The sequence below is a fragment of the Nonomuraea roseola genome, from assembly GCF_039535395.1.
Lineage (GTDB): Bacteria > Actinomycetota > Actinomycetes > Streptosporangiales > Streptosporangiaceae > Nonomuraea > Nonomuraea roseola.
In genome coordinates this window covers 991,786-1,014,128 of record NZ_BAAAXC010000015.1, presented here as the reverse complement: position 1 = coordinate 1,014,128, position 22,343 = coordinate 991,786, and the positions used below count along the sequence as shown (strand labels likewise).

Annotated in this window: 21 protein-coding genes; 13 read left to right on the top strand and 8 right to left on the bottom strand. The window is 71.2% G+C overall.

What is annotated here, in order from left to right; genetic code table 11:
* Nucleotide 1: 1 nt before the first annotated feature.
* From ABFX55_RS27820 to ABFX55_RS27805, 4 genes are read left to right on the top strand one after another with little or no spacing between them, the layout of a single operon-like run.
* The gene (locus ABFX55_RS27820) at nucleotides 2–367 is read left to right on the top strand and encodes a hypothetical protein (protein WP_346125728.1); all 366 of its coding nucleotides are present in this window, start codon (nucleotides 2–4) and stop codon (nucleotides 365–367) included.
* A gap of 34 nt (nucleotides 368–401) precedes the next feature.
* On the top strand, nucleotides 402–1,793 hold the full coding sequence (locus ABFX55_RS27815; RefSeq protein ID WP_346125727.1) for a tetratricopeptide repeat protein: 1,392 nt from the start codon (nucleotides 402–404) through the stop codon (nucleotides 1,791–1,793).
* Nucleotides 1,793–3,460 carry a TIR domain-containing protein gene (locus ABFX55_RS27810; protein ID WP_346125726.1) on the top strand — a complete coding sequence of 556 codons (1,668 nt, stop codon included), beginning with the start codon at nucleotides 1,793–1,795 and terminating at the stop codon, nucleotides 3,458–3,460. The genes ABFX55_RS27815 and ABFX55_RS27810 overlap by 1 nt, the downstream gene beginning before the upstream one ends.
* Nucleotides 3,457–6,912 (top strand): tetratricopeptide repeat protein, encoded by a 3,456-nt coding sequence (locus ABFX55_RS27805; RefSeq protein WP_346125725.1) that lies wholly within the window; start codon nucleotides 3,457–3,459, stop codon nucleotides 6,910–6,912. The genes ABFX55_RS27810 and ABFX55_RS27805 overlap by 4 nt, the downstream gene beginning before the upstream one ends.
* A gap of 12 nt (nucleotides 6,913–6,924) precedes the next feature.
* Here ABFX55_RS27805 and nucS read toward each other — a convergent pair whose 3' ends face one another.
* Nucleotides 6,925–7,587: an endonuclease NucS gene (nucS, locus tag ABFX55_RS27800; protein ID WP_346125724.1), complete on the bottom strand. Its 663-nt coding sequence runs from the start codon at nucleotides 7,585–7,587 to the stop codon at nucleotides 6,925–6,927.
* 36 nt (nucleotides 7,588–7,623) lie between these two features.
* Between nucS and ABFX55_RS27795 the strand changes: the two genes are divergently transcribed.
* The 5 genes from ABFX55_RS27795 to ABFX55_RS27775 all read left to right on the top strand — a co-directional run bounded on the left by ABFX55_RS27795 (nucleotide 7,624) and on the right by ABFX55_RS27775 (nucleotide 11,700).
* Nucleotides 7,624–9,027 carry a 3-hydroxyacyl-CoA dehydrogenase gene (locus ABFX55_RS27795; protein WP_346125723.1) on the top strand — a complete coding sequence of 468 codons (1,404 nt, stop codon included), beginning with the start codon at nucleotides 7,624–7,626 and terminating at the stop codon, nucleotides 9,025–9,027.
* Nucleotides 9,024–9,314, top strand: a complete 291-nt coding sequence (locus ABFX55_RS27790; RefSeq protein WP_183649035.1) for an ATP/GTP-binding protein — start codon at nucleotides 9,024–9,026, stop codon at nucleotides 9,312–9,314. The genes ABFX55_RS27795 and ABFX55_RS27790 overlap by 4 nt, the downstream gene beginning before the upstream one ends.
* 11 nt (nucleotides 9,315–9,325) lie before the next feature.
* Nucleotides 9,326–10,033 carry an alpha/beta hydrolase gene (locus ABFX55_RS27785; RefSeq protein ID WP_346125722.1) on the top strand — a complete coding sequence of 236 codons (708 nt, stop codon included), beginning with the start codon at nucleotides 9,326–9,328 and terminating at the stop codon, nucleotides 10,031–10,033.
* Between the two features lie 31 nt (nucleotides 10,034–10,064).
* Nucleotides 10,065–10,823, top strand: a complete 759-nt coding sequence (locus ABFX55_RS27780) for an SDR family NAD(P)-dependent oxidoreductase (protein WP_346125721.1) — start codon at nucleotides 10,065–10,067, stop codon at nucleotides 10,821–10,823.
* Between the two features lie 82 nt (nucleotides 10,824–10,905).
* On the top strand, nucleotides 10,906–11,700 hold the full coding sequence (locus ABFX55_RS27775; protein WP_346125720.1) for an alpha/beta fold hydrolase: 795 nt from the start codon (nucleotides 10,906–10,908) through the stop codon (nucleotides 11,698–11,700).
* Here the strand turns inward: ABFX55_RS27775 and ABFX55_RS27770 are convergent.
* From ABFX55_RS27770 to mce, 3 genes are all read right to left on the bottom strand, one after another.
* On the bottom strand, nucleotides 11,660–12,871 hold the full coding sequence (locus ABFX55_RS27770; protein ID WP_346125719.1) for an AI-2E family transporter: 1,212 nt from the start codon (nucleotides 12,869–12,871) through the stop codon (nucleotides 11,660–11,662). The genes ABFX55_RS27775 and ABFX55_RS27770 overlap by 41 nt on opposite strands.
* A gap of 119 nt (nucleotides 12,872–12,990) precedes the next feature.
* The gene (locus tag ABFX55_RS27765; protein ID WP_183649027.1) at nucleotides 12,991–14,304 is read right to left on the bottom strand and encodes a DivIVA domain-containing protein; all 1,314 of its coding nucleotides are present in this window, start codon (nucleotides 14,302–14,304) and stop codon (nucleotides 12,991–12,993) included.
* 189 nt (nucleotides 14,305–14,493) lie between these two features.
* A complete protein-coding gene (gene mce, locus ABFX55_RS27760; protein ID WP_346125718.1) occupies nucleotides 14,494–14,919 on the bottom strand; it encodes a methylmalonyl-CoA epimerase in 426 nt (141 codons plus the stop codon).
* An 83-nt stretch (nucleotides 14,920–15,002) separates the two neighbouring features.
* Here mce and ABFX55_RS27755 point away from each other — a divergent pair, with 83 nt between their 5' ends.
* Nucleotides 15,003–16,172: an acetyl-CoA C-acetyltransferase gene (locus ABFX55_RS27755; protein ID WP_346125717.1), complete on the top strand. Its 1,170-nt coding sequence runs from the start codon at nucleotides 15,003–15,005 to the stop codon at nucleotides 16,170–16,172.
* A gap of 65 nt (nucleotides 16,173–16,237) precedes the next feature.
* Here the strand turns inward: ABFX55_RS27755 and ABFX55_RS27750 are convergent, their stop codons facing one another.
* The 3 genes from ABFX55_RS27750 to ABFX55_RS27740 form a co-directional block, all read right to left on the bottom strand.
* Nucleotides 16,238–16,396, bottom strand: coding sequence for a hypothetical protein (locus ABFX55_RS27750; protein WP_346125716.1), 159 nt, complete (start codon nucleotides 16,394–16,396; stop codon nucleotides 16,238–16,240).
* Nucleotides 16,397–16,555: 159 nt separating this feature from the next.
* On the bottom strand, nucleotides 16,556–17,206 hold the full coding sequence (locus tag ABFX55_RS27745) for a DUF4230 domain-containing protein (protein ID WP_346125715.1): 651 nt from the start codon (nucleotides 17,204–17,206) through the stop codon (nucleotides 16,556–16,558).
* A 28-nt stretch (nucleotides 17,207–17,234) separates the two neighbouring features.
* Nucleotides 17,235–18,569 (bottom strand): hypothetical protein, encoded by a 1,335-nt coding sequence (locus ABFX55_RS27740; RefSeq protein ID WP_183649009.1) that lies wholly within the window; start codon nucleotides 18,567–18,569, stop codon nucleotides 17,235–17,237.
* A 217-nt stretch (nucleotides 18,570–18,786) separates the two neighbouring features.
* Here ABFX55_RS27740 and ABFX55_RS27735 point away from each other — a divergent pair, with 217 nt between their 5' ends.
* The 3 genes from ABFX55_RS27735 (at nucleotide 18,787) to ABFX55_RS27725 (ending at nucleotide 21,050) form a co-directional block, all read left to right on the top strand.
* Nucleotides 18,787–19,287, top strand: coding sequence for a MarR family winged helix-turn-helix transcriptional regulator (locus tag ABFX55_RS27735; protein ID WP_346125713.1), 501 nt, complete (start codon nucleotides 18,787–18,789; stop codon nucleotides 19,285–19,287).
* Between the two features lie 181 nt (nucleotides 19,288–19,468).
* A complete protein-coding gene (locus tag ABFX55_RS27730) occupies nucleotides 19,469–20,410 on the top strand; it encodes a tetratricopeptide repeat protein (protein WP_346125711.1) in 942 nt (313 codons plus the stop codon).
* Between the two features lie 10 nt (nucleotides 20,411–20,420).
* Nucleotides 20,421–21,050 (top strand): cytidylate kinase-like family protein, encoded by a 630-nt coding sequence (locus ABFX55_RS27725; RefSeq protein ID WP_346125709.1) that lies wholly within the window; start codon nucleotides 20,421–20,423, stop codon nucleotides 21,048–21,050.
* Here the strand turns inward: ABFX55_RS27725 and ABFX55_RS27720 are convergent.
* The gene (locus ABFX55_RS27720; RefSeq protein WP_346125707.1) at nucleotides 21,025–22,182 is read right to left on the bottom strand and encodes a phosphatidylinositol-specific phospholipase C1-like protein; all 1,158 of its coding nucleotides are present in this window, start codon (nucleotides 22,180–22,182) and stop codon (nucleotides 21,025–21,027) included. The genes ABFX55_RS27725 and ABFX55_RS27720 overlap by 26 nt on opposite strands.
* Between the last annotated feature and the right edge of the window lie 161 nt (nucleotides 22,183–22,343).

Genomic DNA, 22,343 nt, shown 5'->3' with positions numbered 1-22,343 from the left:
CGTGACACTCCACGAGATCAAGCCGGTAGCGACGCTGCGCACGCCCGTCGTGGAGATCGCGCCCGTCACCAGGGAGAGCGACCTGAACGCCGAGCTCGACTCCAAGGTGAGCGAGCTGCGCAGGCGCATGGCCGAGGAGGGCAGGGGCGAGGGGCTGCGCATCAAGCTCGCCGACCAGTCCGTGGCCGACCTGAGCCTGGTCATCGAGTCGGAGGAGGAGGGGCTGCTCCAGGACGCCAGGGTGAACGTCGCCAGCGGCTCGTACGACCTGGCGCTCGAGCTGCTCGACGAGCTGCTCGAGCTGGTCCCCCGGCATCAGGAGGGCCGCTACCTGACGGCCTGCTGCCACTACGGCAGGGGGGGGTGACGGCCTGCGTCACGCCCTGCGCCTGCTCAGGCCGTTGCGCGACGAGCCACTGGCCGAGGAGCTGGCCGAGCAGGTGCGGCAGCTGCGTGCCGAGCTGAGGCGGGTGCTCACGCCGTCCGAGGTGATCGAGTTCGCCGCGCTGGCCCAGGCCGACAGGGGCGCGGCCACCGCGCGCATGCGCGAGTTCATCGAGCTGGCCCCCGAGGAGGGCTCCTGCTACCAGGTGCTGGCCATCTCGCTGGCCTCCACCGGAGCCGCCGAGGAGGCCCTCACGGTCGTCGAGGAAGGCCTGGCCGTCGCCGAGCAGGACAGAGCCCCCGTCGAGGCCCTGGCCCGGCGGCTGCGGATCATGCTGCTGCGGCCGAGGGCGGCGGCGGCGCTCGACGCGTTTAAGACGGGCGGCTACGAGCAGGCCCTCGCCGAGCTGCGCCGCCTCGAGCCCAGGTGGCGCGGCCTGCCCGTGGCCCGTGACCTCGACGACTACCTCGCGGAGCTGGCGGCGACGGGCCGCCTGGCCGCGCCGAAGGTGCCCTTCGACAGGGCGGAGGACCTCTACTCGCTGATCGCCGAGCATGAGGCCTCGATCGCTCTCACGCTGCTCAACGAGGGCAGGATGGAGCAGGCGGAGCCGCTGCTGACGGCCGCGCTCGGCTACGTGCCGCTCTTCCCCTGGATGAACTTCCTCTACGCGCTCTGCCTCTACCTGCGCGGCGGCGACACCGTCCGCTCCAGCAGGGCGGTCGAGATCGCGCTGCGCGATCCCACGATCGCGCAGGCGGCTGAGCTGCGCCAGGCCATCATGGCCCAGAGGGAGGCGCAGCTGATCAACCCGTTGGTGCTGCGGTTCAACGCGATCCTGGAGCACGTTCCAGCCGAGGGGCACACCGCCGAGAGCCTGGGACAGATGGCGCAGCGGCTGCGGGCGCTCGGCGAGGAGGTCCCCGGGCTGCACCAGAGGATGCTCACCTCCGCGGGCGAGGCCACGCTCGAACGGCTCAGCGAGGCCGTGCGGACCAACCTCGCCGACGTGCTCGAGCTCATGGAGTTCGCGCAGCTGAGCGAGGAGTTCGGGCAGATCATGTCGCAGGCGAGAGGGGTGCCGAGCTCGCGGCTCAGGGATCGGCTGACCGCGCTCGACGGGAAGGTGCGCCGCAGGGCACGCGACGCCGACGTCGGCAGGAAGCACTTCGACGACCTGACGGGCGCCATCCGCCAGGCCATGGCGGCGGTCGGCGAGCAGGATCTGGTCGTGCGCTTCAACGCCCTGTTCGAGGGACGGCCGCCGGACCGCTGGCGGCTGTCGCAGGAGCTCGACGCGATCGCCTCGGAGATCCCCGGGCTGCGCTCCTCGGCAAACCCCGAGACCGTCAGGCGCCTGGACGACCTCGACCAGGCCATCCGCCGGATCAAGAGGCAGATCTCCTGATGGCAGGCCACCGATGGGACATCTTCCTCAGCTACGCGCACGAGGAGTACCGCGAGGCGGAGAAGCTGCGCGACTACCTGCGCAGGCACAGGACGAGCGACGACCGCACGCCCGTCGTCTTCCTCGACGAGTCGAAGGAGGGCATCAGGCCAGGCGCCGACTGGGCGCAGGCGCTGAGAGAGGGCATCAGGCACAGCAGGTTCTTCGTGCCGCTCTACTCCAGGGCCTACTTCAACAAGCACATGTGCCGCAACGAGCTGACCGAGGCGCTCAACGTGCGCGACGCGCCGCCGGGCTGGATCATCCCCGTGCTGCTCGAGCAGGTCAGCGAGATCCCCATCACGGCGAGCCACATCCAGTACCTGCCCGTCACCAACCCCGACTGGTCCGAGCGGCTGCGTGACCTGCTGGGGCTCACCACCAGGCCGGTCAGGCGCGCGCTCGCGGTCACCCGCCCGCCCGGCACCGTCTACGCCAGCCTCACCGCCACCTGTGAGGTGAGCGTCGACGACGACGACTTCGCCGAGCAGGTGACGATCAGGGCCGAGCCGGCGAGCGCGGGGCTCAACGGCACGCTGACCACGCGGGCGAGGGCGGGGGTGGCCGCCTTCACGGACCTGTCCTTCACCGCCCCCACCCCGCTGGTTCGTCTCATCGCCGAGGCCGCGGGCCACGAGCCGGGCGTGAGCGACGCCTTCGAGGTCAGGGCGCAGGCCACGCGCCCGCCCGCGGCCCACGGCACCCGCTTGGCCGTACGGGGGCAGCCGGTGTTCCTGCCCGACGGGCAGGCCCTGGCCGTCTGCTCCGACGAGGCGCTCGTGCTCAGCCGGTACGGCCAGAGCGAACACGTCGAGCTGCGGGCCGGCCCCAGGCTGACCGCCACCGGCGCGACCTGCCTCGCCGTGGCCGACTGGACGGGAAGGGTCGTGCTGACCCCGCCCACCACGGTGTTCGACGCGCCGGGCAAGGGGCTCACCGTGCCGGGGGCGCTGGCCTTCGAGGGCGACACCCTCTACGCGGGCATGTGGAACGGCGAGATCTGGACCGTCTCGGCGGGACAGCCGCCCGCGCCGCACCTGCGGCATCCGGCGGGTGTTCAGGCGCTGGCCGTCCACGAGGGGGCGCTGCTGGTGGCGGGGCACGACGGGCGGCTCGCGGTCTACGACAAGACCGACCTCGTGGCCGAGCACGAGGTGGAGCCGCTGATCAGGGGGTTGCGCGGGCACGAGGGCTGCGCGGTCGTGGTGGGGGAGCGGCATGTGTACAGGGTCGATCTCGACCCGCCACGCGTGATCAAGGACCAGCTGGGATCAGGCCCGATCGCGGGCGCCTGGATGGGGGAGTCGCTGACCGTGATCGTGCACGAGGACGGCACAGGGCTGTGGTTCGACGCCGAGCTCGCCGTCAGGGCGGCGTTCAGGACTCCGGCGGGCACGCGGCCCGCCGGAGCCGACCGGTGGGGAAGGACGGTCGTGCTGGACTACCCGGGCGGCACGCGGGCGCTGGCCCGCGACGGGCGTGTCGTCTACACCACGGCCGCGGGAGCGCTGGCGATCTCCCCTGACGGCGAGCACCTGGCGATGACGGGGCCGCGCGGGATCACCGTCGTGCCCGTCATCGACGTGCTGCCCCAGGTTGACGTGCCGCCCGGGGAAGGGGCGTCATGAGGCGGGGCCGGGCCGAGCTCAGACAGGCGGCCGACGAGCTGGCCTGGAAGTACGACAGGGGGCTTCGGCTCAGCGACGAGGAGCTGGACGCCCTGGTGGAGGCGAGCTTCCGGCTCGGCGTGCACCCCGACACGCCTCCCGCCGAGGCGATCGCCCTGCTGCGGCGCGCCCACCACCTCGACGTGGACAACCCCAAGCACGCCTACCACCTGGGCCGGCTCTACCTGGCGCACGAGCGGTTCGAGCAGGCAGCCCTCTGGCTGGAGCTCGCCGCCAGGCTCGCGCCAGGAAGCCATCGGGTCTGGGCGCACCTGAGCGTGCTGGAAAGGTGGCTGGACCTGCGGGAGAAGGGACAGCAGGGCTACACGGGCGCGCGCAGGGAGCGGGCCGCCCACATCGCCGCCGACCTCACCTCCGAGGAGTCTAGGTGGTCGGGGATCCACGATCTGGAGGCCGAGGCGAGGCTCAGGGGCGACACGAGCGGCCGCACCAGGGACGCCCTCACCGCCGAGCTCGAACTGCTCGCCGGGATGGCCGCCCACAGGACGGGCGGCGCGGCGGCGTTCGTGGTGCTGGCCGTCCAGTGGATCGTCTACGGGTATCCGGCCGCCACCGTCAGGCGGCTGGCCGCCCATCTGGACGAGGGGGCCGCCCGCGACCTGCTGGAGCTGGTCTGCGACCTGGCCGAGTCGGACGAGGCGGAGCTGCCGGGGGCCCTGGCGGCGGCGCTGGCGGGAGGCGAGCTGCCCGGCGTGCTGGTGGCGCTCCTGCATCAGCGGCGGCTGCTGCGCCGTCCGCTGCGCTTTCCCGACCTGGGGGCGCACGCCGCGGCCAGAGGGTTCGAGGGCGGCGACCCCGACGCCGTGGTCAAGGCGCTCGACAGGGCCACCGCGAGGCTCACCGCCGACCCGCCCGCGCATCTGGGCGAGGCGGCGACGAAGCAGGCCGTCCAGCAGGAGGCGGGCGACCCCCGGCAGCGGCTCGACGACGTGCTGACGGTGGCCGAGCGGCTCGAACAGGCGCGCAACGGCGTCAAGGCGCTGATCGGCAAGCGGGCCAGGCAGAAGCCTTCGGACGCGGAGACCTACAGCCTGCTCACCGGTGACGTCGAGACGCTCACCGAGGTCCTCGGCAGGATCGAGAGCAGGGCGGAGGCCGCGCTGGCCGTTCTGCGAGGGCTCAAGCAGGCGCTGCCCGCCGCCGAGTTCGGCCAGCGCCTGCAGAACGGGGAGAACCAGCTGACGGACGTGATCGGCCCGCTGGGCGGGGTGCGCGGCACGCTGACCAAGAAGGTCGGCAAGAAGTGCGCGGCGGTGGCCGAGCAGTTCCCCGGAGCGGCGCCGATCCCCTCGGCCGAGGCCCTGGACCTGCTGGCCGTCCTTCTCTCCTGGCAGCAGCCTACGAACGTGCTCCTGCCCGAGGCCGTGGCCGCCCCCGAGCCCACCGAGACCCGCGAGACCCCTCAGCCGCCCGAGAGCCCCGTGATCTTCGCGGATGACCCGGTGCATGCGGCACTGGCCAGGGCGGACGACGCGTTGCGGGCCACCTTCGATCGGGCCGCCGCCACCCTCGACGCCTACACGGGCCCTGCCCTGCGCGCCGGACCGGTGGCGATGCTGCGCGACTACGTGGAGGGAACCAGAGCCGAGGCCCTCTACCGCACAGGACGCGGCGGGCAGGCCAGGGCCGTCTGGAACCAGATGCTGGCCAGGGACCCTCTCGACCTGGCCCTGCTGCGCAACCTCGCCGTCGCCCACACCTGCGCGGGAGACGTCGCGCACGCGACCGCGGCCTGGCGGGCCTACCTGGTGGCGCACTACCTGCTCGACCTGGCCGAGGGCGCCCCGTACGGGCACGCCGTACGGCGGGCGGAGCTGCACGAGCTGCTGACCCGCGGCTTCGGGACCGCCTGCCTGCGCAGGAAGCCCCCAGGCCCGGAGGAGGACCTCGACTCCGTGCCGCTCGTCCTGGCCAGCAGGGCCAAGGCCGTCGCCGTGGCCACCCACCTGCGACTGGAGGCGCTCAACCGGATCATCTGCCACCCCGACCCCGCGATCGTCCTCGGCCTGGACAGGTCGGCGGGGGCCGAGCAGGTGCGCGCCGCCCGCGAGCGCAGGCTGGCCTTCGTCGAGCGCGCCTGCGCCGAGCTGCCGGGTTCGGCGGGGCCGGCCTTCGCCTCGCTGTGCGCGAAAGCCGTCGAGGCGGCCGCCGACAGGGGACCGGCCCGCTCCCTCGCCGGCAACGAGGAGCTCGCCGCCCACCTGGAGTGGGTGAAGGGGCTGCTGCTGCTCAAGGTCCGCATCAGGGAGGGCGTCTACCGCGACGACGCGGACTGGCCCTGCACCGAGTACTCAGGCGACGTGATCGGCAACCTGCGCCTGCTCGACGAGGTCGGCCCCGACCCCGACGACGACTTCGTCCTGCGCGCCGCCCAGCAGGTCGCCCCCGGCATGGAGCCCCGCCTGTTCCTGCGGGCCTACGGCGCGATCGCCGACCAGGCCCGCGACCTGGCCGCGGCCAAGGTGCTCGAGCACCTGCGCACGGCCGGCGACGAGGTGCTGACCAGGCAGTTCCCGCTCATCGCCAGGTCGTGGGTGCGCAACGAGCTGCCCGCCGACTACCTGCTGCTGCTCGACTCGCCCGACGAGGTCTACAAGGAGGTGGTCTCGTCGGCGCTGCGGGTGCTGGCCAAGGCGGCGGAGGAGCTGGACGAGGCCGACAGGCTGGTGGTCGAGGCGGCCGTCGCCGCGATGGCCAGATGGGTCACCAGGCTCCCGGGCGCCACGGGCCCTGCCCGCATGCTGGCCAGGCTCCACACGGCTCTCGGGCGCTACCCCGAGGCGGGCGCGGTGCTGAGAAGGGCTCGCCAGGAGGCCTTCAGCGAGGCGGGCCGCCTCGAGGTCGACTTCGCCTTCGTCAGGCTCGCTCTCGACAGCGAGCGCTTCGCCGAGGCCGTCGAGCGGCTGAGGGCCCTGGCGGGCGGCGGGGTCGACGATCCCCGCGTCAGGGTGTGGCTGCTCGAAGGCTATGCCCGATGGATCCCGTCCGAGCCGGGCAGGGCCGGCGTGGCCGACATCACCCGCGACCTGTCGCCGTGGACGGACGAGGAGACCGTCGAGGAACGCCGCAGGCTCGTCGTCTACGCCGTCGTGCAGCCGCACAACGCGCGAGGGGGCGCGCTGACGGCGTTGGTCGAGGAGCTGCGCTCGATCAGAGCGGCCGACCCCGGCAACCTCCACGCGCTGGAGCAGGAGGCCCAGGCGCTGTTCGCCAGGGCGCAGGAGATCAGGCTGCAGATGTCGCAGGCGTCAGGCCAGCGGCGCAGGGCGCTCGGCGCCGAGCTCAAGGAGGCGGTGCGCCAGTGCCGGGAGGCGGGCACGGACTTCGTCGGCCGTTCGGCCGACGAAGCGGCCCGCGCCAGGATCGGAGAGATCCTGGCCAGGCTGAGGTGAGCGAGAGCCCGCTCAGAACAGCGTCGGGTTCTCCGGCTCGATGCCGCGCAGGGCGCCGTAGTCGAGCGTGACGCAGTCGATGCCGCGGTCGGCCGCCAGCACCCGGGCCTGCGGCTTGATCTCCTGAGCGGCGAAGACACCGCGCACGGGGGCCAGCAGCGGGTCGCGGTTGAGCAGCTCGAGGTAGCGGGTGAGCTGCTCGACGCCGTCGATCTCGCCGCGCCGCTTGATCTCCACGGCGACCGTCGCGCCCGAGGAGTCGCGGCACAGGATGTCGACGGGGCCGATGGCCGTCATGAACTCCCTGCGGATCAGCGTGTAGCCCTCGCCCAGCGTGCTGATGTGCTCGGCCAGCAGCTCCTGCAGGTGCGCCTCGACGCCGTCCTTGATCAGGCCGGGGTCGACGCCCAGCTCGTGGGAGGAGTCGTGGAGGATCTCCTCCATCGTCAGCACGAGCTTCTCGCCGGTCTTGCCGTGGGTGACGGTCCAGGTCGGGCCGTCCTCCTTGAGCTTGCACGGCGGGTTCATCCAGTTGAGCGGCTTGAACGCGCGGTCGTCAGCGTGGATGCTCACGCTGCCGTCCGCCTTGATGAGGACGAGCCTCGGCGCCATCGGCAGGTGTGCCGTGAGCCTTCCCATGTAATCCACGCTGCATCGCGCGATGACCAGCCGCATGACGGCCAACCCTACCGGCTCTGGAAAACTGGGCGCATGGTGTTCGAAACGGTGGGAGTGGTCGGTCTCGGCACGATGGGGGCCGGCATCGCGGAGGTCTTCGCCAGAGCGGGGATCAGGGTGGTCGGCGTCGAGGCCGATCAGGAGGCCCTGGACAGAGGGCTCGGGCACCTGGAGGCGTCCACGGGAAGGGCGCTGGAGAAGGGCAGGCTCTCCGCCGGCGAGCGGGAGGAGATCCTTTCCAGGGTGACGCTCACCACGTCGCGCGACGACCTGCGCGACGCCGACCTGGTGGTCGAGGCGATCCCCGAGGTCATGGAGTACAAGGTCGCGCTCTTCACCGACCTCGACAGGATCTGCAAGCCGTCCGCGGTCCTGGCGACGAACACCTCCTCGCTGCAGGTCACCGCGCTGGCCGCCGCCACGGGGCGCCCCGGCAGGGTGGTCGGCATGCACTTCTTCAACCCCGCTCCCGTCATGGGCCTGGTCGAGGTCGTCGGCACCGTGGTCACGGAGCCCGGCGTCGTCACCTCCGTCTCCGACCTTGCCGTACGGCTCGGCAAGACGCCGGTCGCGGTGGGCGACAGGGCGGGGTTCGTCGTCAACAGGCTGCTGCTGCCGTACCTGAACCACGCGGTCACCCTGCTCGACCACGGCGTGGCCGCCCGCGACGACATCGACAACGCCATGCGGCTCGGGGTCGGCCTGCCGATGGGGCCCTTCAGCCTGCTCGACCTGATCGGGCTCGACACCTCCTACGAGATCATGGGCGTGCTGTTCGAGGAGTCGCGCTCGGAACGGCACGCCCCCTCGCCGCTGCTGCGCTCCTACGTGGCCGCGGGGTGGCTCGGCCGCAAGTCGGGCAGAGGCTTCTACGGAGAGCCCGCCTCGGAGTCCACGCCCGAGAAGGCGGCGGCCAGCACCGTCCGCGTCGAGGGGTCGCAGGAGCTGGCGGCGACGCTGGCCGCGGCGGGGTTCAAGGACTCCGCGGAGCCCGACGTGGTCCTGCGGGTGGGCGAGGCCGCGCTCGAGGAGCGGGCGGTCCAGGTGCGCGTCACGGGGAAGGTCGCCGAGCTGTCGGGCTCCGTGCTGACCTCCCGCCAAGCCGTGCTCTGCGCCCGCGACCTGCTGAGGGTGGCCGGGTACACGCCGGTGCCGTGCAGGAGGTTCGTGATCGACGCGCTCCTCTACGCCCACCTGAACGACGCCGTCCACATGTACTCCTCCGGATACGCCTCCATCGCCGACATCGACGCGGCGATGCGGCTCGGCTGCGGGTATCCACAGGGGCCCTTCGAGTTGATGGAGTCCATCGGGCTGGCGAAGGTGCGCGACGGGCTGCGCGCCCTCTACGCCGAGCACCTGGCTCCCTCCTTCGCCCCCGCGCCGCTGCTCGACCAGCTCGTCACAGCCGGGCTGGACGCCTTCCCCCGCGCATGAGCCCTCGCCGAGCCCGCCGCAAGGAGTCCACCCGCCCGATCGGTTTCCCCAGTTCGACCGACAGGGTGGAGCACTGGCCCGACGGCGACTGGAAGGTCCGCATGCTCAGCGGATCCTCCTCGGCGAAGAACTACCGCTGCCCCGGCTGCGACCAGGAGATCCGCCCCGGAGCCCCGCACATCGTGAGCTGGCCCGACTGGAGCGGCGGCGACGAGGAGCGCCGCCACTGGCACACCACCTGTTGGCGCAAGCGCCTGGACCGCGGTCCAGGTCGCACCAGGTACTGAGGAGACACGTCTTGGAGATCCGCGCGGCCACCGTCCTGCCCGCCAGGCGCGAGCCGATCGAGCTGCACACCGCCGACGGGCTGACCCTGGTGGGCGAGCTGGCGCTGCCGGCCGACCGTCCTGCCGTGGCGACGTTGGTCACCCTGCACCCGCTGCCGACGCACGGCGGGTTCATGGACAGCCACGTCTACAAGAAGGCGGCCAACCGCCTGCCCGCCCTGGCCGACCTGGCCGTGCTGCGCTTCAACACCAGGGGCACCTCCTCCGAGAGGGGCACCTCCGGGGGCGCCTTCGACGGCGGCGAGGGCGAGCGGTACGACGTCGCCGCGGCCCTGGAGTACGCCGAGTTCCACGACCTGCCGAAGGTCTGGGTGGTCGGCTGGTCCTTCGGCACCGAGCTCACGCTCAAGTGGGCGCACGACCCGCTGGTGGAGGGGGCCATCCTGCTGTCACCGCCGCTGCACAGGGCCACCGACGCCGACCTGGACGCCTGGGCGGCCTTCGGGCGGCCGCTGGTGGCGCTGGTGCCCGAGTTCGACGACTACCTGCGGCCGGAGGAGGCCAGGGCCAGGTTCGCCAGGGTGCCCCAGGCGGAGGTGATCGGCGTGGAAGGCGCCAAGCACCTGTGGGTCGGCGAGCCGTACGTCAGGATCGCGCTGAACGAGATCGTCAAGCGGGTCAACCCCGACGCCTTCCCCCTGCCCACGGACGTTCCATAGAATCTTGTTCGGTCACGGGCAAGGAGGCGGCATGGGCGCGTTCGATCTTTCCGGCAGGAAGGCCTTCGTCAGCGGGGCGTCGAGGGGCATCGGGAGGGCCATCGCGCTCGCCTACGCCGACGCGGGCGCCGACCTCGCCCTGGTCTCCCGCTCGCCCGAGTCGCTGGCCGAGGTGGCCAAGGAGGTCGAGGCGCGCGGACGGCAGGCCGCGGTCATCCCCGCCGACCTCACCGACAGGGACGCCGCCGCGGCGGCCGTCCACGGTGCGATCAAGGCGCTCGGCCACCTCGACATCGTGGTGAACAACGCGGGCGGCTCCAACTTCCTCGTCGAGTTCAAGGATCTGCGGCTGTCGGGCTGGGACAAGCTCATGCGGCTCAACCTCGACTCGGCGATGACCGTCTGCCACGCCGCGGCCACGCACCTGCTGGAGCGCGGCTCGGGCTCGGTCATCAACGTCGCCTCGGTGGCCGCGCTCGGCGCGCCCTTCCTGGCCCCCTATGCCGCGGCCAAGGCGGGCCTGGTCGCCCTGACCAAGACGCTGGCCGTGGAGTGGGCGACCTCGGGGGTGCGGGTCAACGCGCTGTGCCCCGGATGGACCGCCACGGACCTGAACCGCAACCTGTGGGAGGACGAGGCGGTCAGCGCCTCCACGATCGGCGGCGTGCCGATGCGGCGCTGGGGGACGGCCGAGGAGATGGCCCACCCCGCGGTCTTCCTCGCCAGCCAGGCCTCGGCCTACATGACGGGCCAGGTGCTGTTCATCGACGGCGGCGCCACGGCCATCTGAGGGATAGCGGTCGCGCCCTAGGCCGGATATCGGTATGGGCCGCACGGTGATTGTCGGCGAGAACCGGGTTACCGTGTGGTCCGTGCAGCTCTACACGAGATCAGCCGGGACCGGCGTCCCTGTCGTCCTGCTCCACGCCTTTCCGCTCTCGTCAGCCATGTGGCTGGCCCAGCGGGAGGGCCTGTCGGCCTCCTGCCAGGTCATCACCCCCGACCTGCGCGGCTTCGGCGGCTCCAGGCTGGGCGACGACGAGCCCTCCATCGACCTCATGGCCGACGACGTGGCCGCCCTGCTCGACCACGAGGGCATCGAGCGGGCCGTGGTCGGCGGGCAGTCCATGGGCGGCTACGTGACCATGGCCTTCTGCCGCCGCCATCCCGACCGCGTGGCAGGGGTGATCCTGGCCGACACCAAGGCGAGCCAGGACACCGAGCAGGCAAGGGAGAACAGGGAGCGGATCGCGCGGCAGGTCCTGGCCGACGGCACGGGGGTGCTGGTCGAGGAGGTCCTGCCAGGACTGCTCGGGCAGACGACCAAGGAACGCAGGGCGATGGTGTTCGGCAGGGTCAGAGGGCTGGTCCAGTCGGCTCCGCCCGGCGCGGTGGCGTGGGCGCAGCGGGCCATGGCGGGAAGGCCCGACTCCTTCGACACCCTCGCCGCGCTCAAGGCGCCCGTCCTGGTGATCGTGGGCGAGGAGGACCAGCTCACCACGCGCGACGACGCCGAGGCGATGCTGCGGGCCGTACCCGACGGGCGGCTGACGGTCGTGGAGCGGGCAGGTCACCTGAGCGCGGTCGAGCAGCCCGAGGCGTTCAACGCGGCCGTGGCCTCGTTCATCAGCTCCGAGCTTGGCGAGGCAGCACGACCTCACGGATGATCAGCGCGATCGCGGCGGCGACCGGGATGGCCAGCAGGGCGCCCACGATGCCGAGCAGGGCGCCGCCGAACAGCGCCGCGATCACGGTCACGGCGGGCGCCACGTCCACCGAGCGCTTCATCACGCGCGGGTAGATGAGGTAGTTCTCCACCTGCTGGTAGATGACGAAGAAGATGGCGCAGGCGATGCCGAGCGGCACCGACTGCAGGAACGCCACGCCGCTCACCAGCACGGCCCCGATCGTCGCCCCGACCAGCGGGATCAGATCGGTGAGCGCGATCACCAGCGCCAGGGCCAGCGCGTAGCGGGCGCCCGCGATGGTCAGGAAGGCCCAGCTCAGCGCGCCCGCGATGACGGAGATGAGCACGTTGCCCGCGACGTAGCCGCCGATCCCGCTGAGGATCTCGTCGGTGATGGCCTCGGTCCTGGAACGGCGGGAGGCGGGAACGAGCTTGAGGAAGTACTCCTTGATCGTGTGCAGTGAGCCGAGGAAGTACAGCATCAGCACCAGCAGGGTCAGCCCGGTGAACACCCCGTCCAGCACCACGAGCCCCGCGCCGACGACCCCGCTGGCCAGCGAAGGGGCCAGCGTGTCGGTCACGAACGCCGCCAGCTTGGGCAGCAGCTGGTAGTCGGAGTCGAGCTGCCTGAGAGTCGGGTTGGCCGTGAGCTGGTCGAAGTAGCCGGGGACCGCGGCGATGAAGTCGGCCGACTCCTGACTCACCGGCGGCACGATGGCCAGCCCGAACAGGCCGAACATCACGATCACGCCGGCGAACACGATCGAGATCGACGTCCGGCGCTTCATGCCGCGCCGCTGCAGCGTCTCGACGGCGGGGTTGAGCCCCGCGGCCAGGAACATCGCCACCACGATCAGGATGATCACGCTGAGCGAGCTCGTGATCAGCTGGCCGATGGCGATCGCGGTCAACACCCCGAGGCCGCCCACGAGGCCGAACAGGAACGGCCCTCTGGCCAGCGGCTTGCCCGGCATGCCGTACGGCAGGGCGGCCCTCTCGCCAGGCGGCTGGTCGGGCCCCCGCGCCGGCCCTGAGCCCTCGCCGCCGGAGAGCGCGTCGCTGCCGGCCGCCGCCTCCGCCTTCGCAGGCGCCGCGGGCTCGGACTCGTCGGCCTCGCTGGAGGGAGTCTGCGCGTCGGGGCTGGCGGTCACGATGGCTCCATCGGTTGGGGGGCAATCCGGGCAAGCCGTACAAAGACAACAAGAGAGCCTAGCGACCTCCAGGTCGCCAGGCTCTCCCAGCCGTCGATCAACCCCGGATCAAGGGGGGGCTACTCCTGCCACCACTCCGAGTCGTCGTCGCCCCTGGCCTCGGCCTTGGCGGACGCGGGCGTGGGGGCGGGGGCCGGCGCGGGGACCGGCTTGTCGTTGCCGTTGGAGGCCGAAGGAGCCAGGGCCGGCTTCGGCGGGGCGGCGGTGACGGCGGGCTCCGGCTCCATGCCAGGAAGGGGCGCGCCGCCGAGCAGCTGGCGCAGCTGCGCGAGGTGGCTGGTGATGCTGTCGCGCTGCCTGGTCAGCTCGTCGACCTGGCGCTGCATGTTGGAGCGGGTGCGCTCGGCCTCGGACTTGGCCTCGCTCACGATGTGCTCGGCGCTGGCCTTGGCCTCGGCCGCGATCTGGTCGGCGTTCTTGCGGGCGTTGGCGACCAGCTGCTTGGCGTGGGTGTCGGCCTCGCGGCGGGTCTGGTCGGCCTGCTGGGTGGCCTTGGTGGCGCGGGACTCGGCGGTCGCGGCGCGCTGCTCGGCCTCGGCGACCAGCTTCTGCGTGGCGGCCTGCGCGGTGGAGTGGCGCTCGGCCTCCTGACGCTCGGCCTCTTCGCGACGGGCGGCCAGCTGGATCTCGAACTCTGCTTCGTCCTGGGCCCGCTTGGCCTCGGACTCCTCGAGCACCCGCTGGGCCTGGGCGCGCATCTCGTCGGCCTGGCGCTTGGCGGTGGTGAGGACCTCGTCACGCTCGCGCTTGGTCGAGGCGCGCAGCTGGGCGACCTCGCGCTCGGTGGTGGTGCGCAGCTTGGCGATCTCGCGCTCGGCGTCGGCGCGCTTCTCCGCCACCTCGTGGTCGGCGGTGGCGCGCAGCTTGGCGGCCTCGCGCTCGGTGGTGTTGGTGAGCTCCTCGGCCTCGCGGCGGGCGGTCGAGCGGATCTCCTCGGCCTCGCGCTCGGCGGTGGTGCGCATGTCGTCGGCCTCGCGGGTGGCCTGGGCACGCTTCTCGGCCGCTTCGCTCTCGGCGGCGGCGCGCATGTCGGCGGCTTCGACCTTGGCGTGGGCCTTGATCTCGTTGGCCTCGGACCTGGCGGCCTGGACGAGCTCGGTGGCCTGCTCCTCGGCGAGGCGCAGCAGCTGCTCGATGCGGGCGCCGAGGCCTGAGTAGGTCGGGCGCTCCTGCTCCTGGAGCTGGCGCTGGGAGTCGGTAAGGTCGCGCTGAAGACCGGTGACCTGCTCGCGAGCCTGGCGCAGCTCGTTGTCGAGCTGCTTCAGGTGGTCGTGGACCTGGTGCCGGTCGTAACCACGGAGCACCACGTCGAACTCGCGGGCTGGGGCGTCCTCGAAGAAGTTGTTGAGTTGGGCGTCGATGTCGGACTGCATGGAGGCTCGATCCTGGGTTGTCGAGACGGCTACACGGGCCGGACGGGGGGTTCGGGACATCCGAGCCAGGAGCCTGCTCCTGGCAGCAGGCTCCTTGTCCGGTGGAAGGCCAGCGTACTCCGCTGTTGCCGCCTTGGAGGCCCCGTCCAACTATCTGCGCGACTAGTTACATATGAACGTTTTTTACGTTCAGCGGCCCTCTGCGGCCTGGACCAGCTCTGTGAGCATTCCGCCCACATCCTTCGGATGCAGAAACGCTATGGACGAGCCCATGGAGCCGTGCCGGGGCCGCTCGTCGAGCAATCTGACACCCTTCGCGCCGATCTTCTCCATGGCCTGCGAGACGTCGGGGACGCCGAAGGCCACGTGGTGCACCCCCTCGCCCCGCCTGGCCAGGAACTTGCCGACGGGGGAGTCGGCCGAGAGCGGTTCGAGGAGCTGGATGTAGGAGCCGCCGCCCTCGCCGTCGGCGATGTGCAGCATCGCCTCCTTGACGCCCTGCTCCTCGTTGACCTCGCGGGCCACGACGGTCAGCTCGAAGGTCCGCTCGAACAACGCGATCTTCTCCTCCAGGTCGTGGCAGGCGATCCCGATGTGGTCGATCCGCATAAACACGTGTGTTCCGCCTCCATGGTGGTCGGCCCTGTGGTCCTGGGTATCGTGTCAAACGACCCCTCGTGTGCACAGGAGGCCCTGCCATGTCTGGTTCCGTCATCGTCGCCGGAGCTCGTACACCCATCGGACGCCTGCTCGGCGCCTTCTCCGGCCTCCAGGCCGTCGATCTCGGCGGTCTTGCCATCAAGGCCGCCCTCGACCGCGCCGGAGTCGCGCCCTCCGCCGTGGAATACGTGATCATGGGGCAGGTGCTCCAGGCCGGCGCGGGACAGATCCCCTCCCGCCAGGCCGCCGTCAAGGCGGGCATCCCGATGACCGTGCCCTCGGTGACCATCAACAAGGTCTGCCTGTCGGGCCTCGACGCCATCGCGATGGCCGACCAGCTGATCCGCGCCGGCGAGTTCGACATCGTGGTGGCGGGCGGCATGGAGTCCATGACCAACGCCCCTCACCTGCTGCCAGGCCTGCGCAAGGGCGTGAAGTACGGCGGCTCGCAGGTCGTCGACTCGATGGCGCACGACGGGCTGTTCTGCGCCTTCGACCAGTGCGCGATGGGCGAGTCGACCGAGCGCCACAACGCCCGCCTGGGCATCGGAAGGGCCGAGCAGGACGAGTTCTCCGCCCGCTCCCACCAGCTCGCCGCCGCCGCGATCAAGAACGGCGTGTTCGAGGAGGAGATCGTGCCCGTGGAGGTCGCCAAGCGCGGCCTGGTCACCGACGACGAGGGTGTCAGGCCCGACACCACCGCAGAGGCGCTGAGTAAACTGCGGCCCGCCTTCGCCGCCGACGGCACGATCACCGCGGGGTCGGCCTCGCAGATCTCCGACGGCGCGTGCGCGGTCGTCGTCATGTCCAAGGCCAAGGCGGAGGAGCTCGGGCTGACCTGGCTGGCCGAGATCGGGCGGCACGGCAACGTGGCGGGCCCCGACGCCTCGCTGCAGTCGCAGCCGGCTAACGCCATCAAGCACGCGCTCGGTAAGCAGGGGCTGTCGGTGGACGACCTCGACCTGGTGGAGATCAACGAGGCGTTCGCCAGCGTGGTGATCCAGTCGGCCAAGGAGCTCGGCCTGCCGTACGACAAGGTGAACGTCAACGGCGGCGGCATCGCGCTCGGTCACCCCATCGGGGTGTCGGGGGCGCGCATCGTGCTGACCCTCGCTTACGAGCTCAGGCGGCGCGGCGGCGGTCTGGGCGCGGCGGGCCTGTGCGGTGGCGGCGGCCAGGGCGACGCCCTGATCATCCGCGTCCCCTAGCCCTCCCTAGGGAAAGCAGAAAGCCCGGCCGCGAAGGTGTTGGCGGCCGGGCTTGCTGTGCGAGGTCATGCCGTGCGAAGGCGGGCGAAGAAGGCCCTGGTGCGGCCGGCGCGCTCGGAGACCCGCGCCCTGCGGGCCTCGGCGACCTGGCGCTGGTGCGCCGCGGCCGCGTGGAGCTCGTCGACCCTGCTCTGCATCATCTGATAGTTGAGCTCGGGGCTCATGGGGTTCTCCCGTGGTGTTCGTCGTCTTCCTGACACTCTCTAGATTCGGGCTAAGGCCCACCCCCGCACATCGGGTGGATGCCCTATCTCCGGACGTGGTCGCAGGTCCCCTGCGCCTAAGTCGGCAGGGGACATGCCTAGAGCGTCAGGTCGCGATGCCTACGGGCCCGCGGCCGCGACGATCGTCACCTTGGTGAAGCCCAGCGACTTCATGAGGCCCTCCAACATCGCCTTGGTGTTGGCGTCGGCACGGGCCCGCAGGTCGCTGGCGACGGCCGCTTCGGCGATCTTCTTCTCCGCCAGGACGTAGAGCTCCTGCTGGTTCTGCGGGGAGGAGGACAGGAAGTCGGTCACCCTGTCGAACAGGCCTCGCTGCTGGGCGAAGACGTAGGAGCGCTTGTTGTCCAGGTTCGGCTTCTCCAGCTGGGCGGCCGGCAGCCGTACGGTGACCTGGGTGCGGTCGGCCGAGACGGTGATCGCGTCCTTCGCCAGCGCGCCGAAGTCCACGTACGCGTCGACGTTGCCCGCGCCGACGAACAGGGTGCGGGTGCCCTTGATCCCGTCGGGCAGGAAGGGCGCGTCCTTCTCCAGGTCGACCACGACCTGGAAGCTGCCCGTCGCCGCCTCGAACCTGGCCAGGTCATGGATGGACTGCAGCAGCACGGGCTGGCTGCGGTCCACGCTGCGTTCCTCGAAGGGGTTGAGCCACGACCACGCCAGTCGCCCGCCCACCACTGCCAGGACGGCGAGAACTAACGCCGTCGCCACATATCGCCATCGGCGGCGCCTGGCCGCCGTCTGAACGGTCATGTAGAACTCACTGCCCCTGTCTACATGATCAACGCCAGCTCTGCGGTGACATCTCCGGTCCCCAGCTCTCACCGCTGGATGTGGGGTAGACCGGATAGGTGTTCGTGGCGGTCGGGGCGGGCGAGGCCACGGCGGGTCCGCCGCCGAAGTGCCTGGCCGACAACTGGCAGGCTTTGAAGTCGGTGTAGAACATGCGCAGCCAGTCGCGGCGCTGGTGCTCGGTCAGCCCGGAGAACCAGGCCGCGGCGTACTGGTGCTCGGGCAGTGGCCCTCCCGGCAGCGGCTCCCCGCGCAGCCAGGCCATCACGATCTCCCTGTAGCCGCCGGCAGGATCGTCCCCGCAGGGGGCGGCCAGGCTCTCGACGTAGTCGTAGGCGGCCTCGTCGGCGAAGCCCGCCGACAGGTCGGGCAGGTGGATCGGCACGATGCCGGTCGAGGCGCGCAGGCTCTCGCCGAGCGGCCGCTGCTCCACCCTGGTGAACGCCGCGGGCGTGCCCGACAGCTTGGAAGCGATCTTGGTGAACGCGTCGCCGAGCTCGGTGAGCCCGCCGCGCATCCCCGGATGCAGGCAGACCGTGATCGGCCACTCCTGGCAGCTGTAGGCCAGCGGCTGCGCGCTGGCGGGCTTGGGCTCGGTCAGCAGCCTGGCCACCCCCGTGCCCGCCGCCAGCACCGCGAGCAGCGCGAAGGCCAGCACCAGCGCCTGGCGCGTCACCACCGCCGCCCAGCCGAGCAGCAGGGTGAGCGCGATGCCGAGCAGCCACAGCGTCTGGTCGAGGAAGGCCGCCCCCGCCAGCCCCTGGAACAGGTCGTAGGGCTCACCCGTGCCGGGCGCGAGCCTGTCGGCCCACGTCTTGCCCTCGGCCAGCCACGTGAACAGCCCGTAGCACCCGAGACCCGCCACCAGCGGTGTCATCGCGTTCGGCACGAGCCAGCCCGTCACCCATCCGATGACGGCGTAGAGGGCAAGGCCCGCCATGCCCATGCCGAGTCCTGCCAGGTTGAGCCGCCCCGCCTGCTCGGTCAGCACGGTCTTGACCGCCAGCACCAGCACCGTCGCGGTGAACGACCCCACGACCACGACCACGATGGCCAGTGGCGCCTTGAGCGCGGTCCAGGTCGTGACCGACCTCCCGCGCAGGGCGCGGCGCTTGCGCGCGGCCACCCAGGCCGCGAACGCGGCCGCGACGGGACCGGTCAGCTTGAGCGACCCGATCACCGCCACCACGATGTTCTCCCAGGCGTCGACGCCCGGTATCAGGACGCTCCATGCGGCCACCAGCCCCACGGCCAGCAGAACGGCGGTCGTGACAGCCGCGCTCTGCTTCAGCTCCTCGCGTGTGACGCCGGCGTGCTCACGCACGGCGAAACCTCCCGCTGAAATACATCAAGCACCCCCCGTGCCCGGTCAGCGATCGCGGAACACCGGCTCATGGCCGTCCCCTGGCTCCGCGTCACCTTTTCGTGCGAGAACCATAACTGAGCGTGATGATTAGCGCCCAGGTTCTTGGTCAAGCGGTGAATATGGTTGCGCTCGGTAACTATACGAACCAGGACGAGCGGCACGCTAACGTAGCGCTGTGTCGCTCAACCTGCCGTTCGATCCCATCGAGCGCGCTGCTGAGACCTGGCGTGTTCACTTCGGGCCGTCCTCCGCCATGGCCGCGGTCACTTCGATCATGAGAGCGCACCAGATCCTGCTGTCGCAACTGGACTCGCTCCTCAAGCCGTATGACTTGACCTTCGCCAGATACGAAGCGCTCGTGTTGTTGACCTTCAGCAGAACAGGCGCCCTCCCGCTGTCGAAGATCGGCGAGCGCCTCATGGTGCATCCCACGAGCATCACCAACACCGTCGACCGCCTGGAGAAGGCCGGTCTGGTGGTCCGTCTGCGCAACCCGCGCGACGGCAGGGGCGTGCTCGCCGAGATCACCGACAGGGGCAGGGAGATCGTGGACGCCGCTACCACTGACCTGATGAACGCTGACTTCGGCATGACCATGTACGGCGAGAGCGAACTCAGCGAGATGTTCGGCCTGCTGCGCACGTTGCGAGTGGCGGCGGGTGACTTCAGCGCCTGACGGTCGCGCCCGCCCCGGCTCCTTCGTCGCTCTCCGGCCGGGTTCTGCGCTCGGGGTCTGACGGTCGCGCCCGGCTCGACCTTCGTCGGCTCCTTCGTCGGCTCCTTCGTCGGCTCCTTCGTCGCTCTCTCCGGCCGGGCTCCTGCGCTCGGTGCGGCGGCGATGCGGCAAGATGAGGAGCATGGCCGACATCTCTAGGCCCGGATCGCTCTACGGAGCAGTGGATCTGGGCGCGCGCAAGCAGGCAATCGAGGCGCAGGCCCGGCGAGAGGCCGCGGGGCCCCAGGCTGCGGCGTCGGTGGTCGACGTGACGGACGAGACGTTCACGACCGACGTCATCGACCGGTCGATGACGGTCCCCGTCATCCTCGACCTCTGGTCGCCGCGTGCCCAGGGCAGCGCACAGCTCAGCCCGATCCTCGAGAAGGTCATCACCGACCTGGGCGGCAGGGCGGTGCTCGCCAAGGTCAACGTCGACGCCAGCCCGCAGGTCGCCCAGGCGCTGCGTGTGCAGGCCGTGCCGACCGTGCTGGCCATCTTCCAGGGGCAGGCGGTGACCGGCTTCCAGCAGGTGCTGCCCGAGCAGGAGGTGCGCCGCTGGCTCGACGAGCTCATGGGCGCCGTCGAGCAGTTCTACGAGGCCAACCCCGACGCCAGGCCGCAGGGCGAGCAGGGCGAGGCCGCGGGCGCGCCCGAGCAGGACGGCCCGCCCGCCGACCCCGACCTGGTGGCCGCCGAGCAGGCCATCGACCAGGGCGACCTCGACGCGGCCGCCGCCGCCTACGAGCGGCTGCTGGCCCGCGCCCCCGGCAACGAGGACGCCAAGATGGGCCTCGCGGGCGTCGGCCTGATCAAGAGGACCGCCTCGGTCGACCCCGCCGACGTCGACCGCCGCCTGGGCGACCCCGCCGACATCGAGGCCCAGTTGCTGGCCGCCGACCTGGAGATGCTCTCGGGAAACGTCGAGCAGGCCTTCGACAGGCTGGTCTCCGTCGTCAAGCGCACCTCGGGCGACGAGCGCGACACCGTCAGGAAGCACCTGCTCGGCCTGTTCGACGCGCTGCCCGGTGACGATCCCGCTCTGGTGAAAGCGAGAAGAGCGCTTTCGAGCGCACTGTTCTAATCTGAGAGGTATGCGGGTCGTCACGATCTCGGCGACGTACGGCACGGCCGGCAGCGTCATCGGCCCGGCGGTGGCCGAACGCCTCGGCGTGCCCTTCGTCGACAGGGCGATCCCGAGCGCGGTGGCCGAGGAGCTTGGCTGCTCGATCGAGGAGGCGCTCGTCCACGACGACAGGGCCGAGCACGGGCTCGGCCGCCTGCTGTCGGGGGCGATGCGGCTGCCGACGGTCACCTTCGGCGGCGTCGACATGTACCTGCCCGGCGCGATGCCGCTCCCGCCGGAGGAGTTCGTCACCAGGACCGAACGCATGATCAAGGAGACCGCGCGGGCGAGCGGCGGGGTGTTCCTCGGCCGCGCGGGGGCGCTCGTGCTGGCCGAGTACCCGGGGGCCCTGCACGTGCGCCTCGACGCGCCGGCGCGCAGGCGGATCCTGCAGACCGCCGCCCTGTCGGAGGTCTCCGAGCGGGCGGCCCGCAAGCTGGTCGAGGACAACGACAGGGCGAGGTCGGCCTATGTCAGGCACTTCTACCGGGCCGACCCCGCCGATCCGCGGCTCTACCAGCTCGTGGTCGACAGCACGACCATCCCCGTGCAGGCCTGCGTCGAGCTGATCGTCATCGCTGCTGAGGCTGTGAACTGAGGCGCGGCTCCAGGCGGTGGTCCTGGCAGCCGCGCGGCGCGACGAGCGGGTTGCACCGCGCGATCGCTCCGCCGGGCAGTTCGGCGACGTAGTCGCTTCCGTTGCGGGCCGACAGGCCGATGACGGGGAAGTCCGTGCTGATCATCTGGGCGCCGCTGTCGAGCGCCGCCTTCAGCCTCGTGGTGTCGCCCGAGCGGGCCTCGGTGAACGGGACGTCGGAGCGGGTGCGGACGTAGTAGCCGCGTCGCACGAAGTCCTGGATCTGGGCGGTGTTGGCGCCGAGCGGGTCGTTCCACCCGATGAAGGCGGCGTCGGGACGGCCCGGCCTGGAGTTGGTGAACAGCACCCTGCCCTCCAGGTTCGGGTGGCCGGCCAGGTAGGGCGTCTGGACGGCGGCCGACTGGTTGTCCATGAAGAACATCACCTTGCCGCGGGAGTCGCTGAGCCGCGGCCAGCCGTGCCGCAGCACGCTCTCCTCCAGGGACAGGCCAGGCCTGCGCACGTCGTCGGCGGTGATGAGCCGGTCATCGGGGAAGACCGTGCGGATCTCCGCGTCCAGGGCGTCGAGCAGGGCGGCGGTCCACGGGCCGCTCTTGGCTCCGCCCATGGCCTCCTTGGCGGGGTCGGTCGTCTTCAGCTCGGTGAGGATCGTGATCGGGACGTGCCCCGGGTTGGCGTCCGACCATTCGCGCACCTGGCGCAGGCACGTGACCAGGGCCGAGCAGGTGGTGGCGTAGTCGTGGTCGCCCCAGTGCAGCACCTTGAACCCGGGCTTGGCCAGGTCAGGGTCGTCGAGGGGAGGCAGGCCCGCGTCGCGCCTGACCAGCGGCTTGGAGTACAGGCCGCCCCGGGGGTCGGGGAAGACGTCGAGCTCGATGCCGCGCACCCGCTGCGAGGCGAACTGGTGGGGGAGCGCCGCGTGCGAGTACTGCAGGTTCCACCAGTTGGCGTCTGTCTTCCGCTGGACGTCCTTCTCCGCGTCGGTCACCTCGCGGTGATAGCTGTTGTGGGTGGCGATCGTCTGGATCTGGTTGATCCTGACGTCTGACCTGCCTGTCGTCCCCACGGCGGGGGCCGCCGAGCTGAGGACGGCGAGCGCGGTCGCGGCGAGCAGGGCGGTCACACGGGACATGTGGCTCCTCGAGGGGTTCGTGGGGGCGCCCCCGACAGTCGCCGGGGGTGATGAACACCCGATCAAGAAAGAGTTCTCCCATTTCGGAAATGTCCGTAAACAATCCGGTCAAGAGCGTTGTCGAGAGGACTCGCCGGAGGTGGCACCATGGATGCATCCTT

Coding starts and splice junctions, on each gene's coding strand:
- ABFX55_RS27810 (WP_346125726.1), top strand. CDS start 1,793: ATGGCAGGCCACCGATGGGACATCTTCCTCAGCTACGCGCACGAGGAG.
- ABFX55_RS27805 (WP_346125725.1), top strand. CDS start 3,457: ATGAGGCGGGGCCGGGCCGAGCTCAGACAGGCGGCCGACGAGCTGGCC.
- nucS (WP_346125724.1), bottom strand. CDS start 7,587: ATGCGGCTGGTCATCGCGCGATGCAGCGTGGATTACATGGGAAGGCTC.
- ABFX55_RS27795 (WP_346125723.1), top strand. CDS start 7,624: ATGGTGTTCGAAACGGTGGGAGTGGTCGGTCTCGGCACGATGGGGGCC.
- ABFX55_RS27790 (WP_183649035.1), top strand. CDS start 9,024: ATGAGCCCTCGCCGAGCCCGCCGCAAGGAGTCCACCCGCCCGATCGGT.
- ABFX55_RS27780 (WP_346125721.1), top strand. CDS start 10,065: ATGGGCGCGTTCGATCTTTCCGGCAGGAAGGCCTTCGTCAGCGGGGCG.
- ABFX55_RS27765 (WP_183649027.1), bottom strand. CDS start 14,304: ATGCAGTCCGACATCGACGCCCAACTCAACAACTTCTTCGAGGACGCC.
- ABFX55_RS27755 (WP_346125717.1), top strand. CDS start 15,003: ATGTCTGGTTCCGTCATCGTCGCCGGAGCTCGTACACCCATCGGACGC.
- ABFX55_RS27750 (WP_346125716.1), bottom strand. CDS start 16,396: ATGAGCCCCGAGCTCAACTATCAGATGATGCAGAGCAGGGTCGACGAG.
- ABFX55_RS27745 (WP_346125715.1), bottom strand. CDS start 17,206: ATGACCGTTCAGACGGCGGCCAGGCGCCGCCGATGGCGATATGTGGCG.
- ABFX55_RS27730 (WP_346125711.1), top strand. CDS start 19,469: ATGGCCGACATCTCTAGGCCCGGATCGCTCTACGGAGCAGTGGATCTG.
- ABFX55_RS27725 (WP_346125709.1), top strand. CDS start 20,421: ATGCGGGTCGTCACGATCTCGGCGACGTACGGCACGGCCGGCAGCGTC.
- ABFX55_RS27720 (WP_346125707.1), bottom strand. CDS start 22,182: ATGTCCCGTGTGACCGCCCTGCTCGCCGCGACCGCGCTCGCCGTCCTC.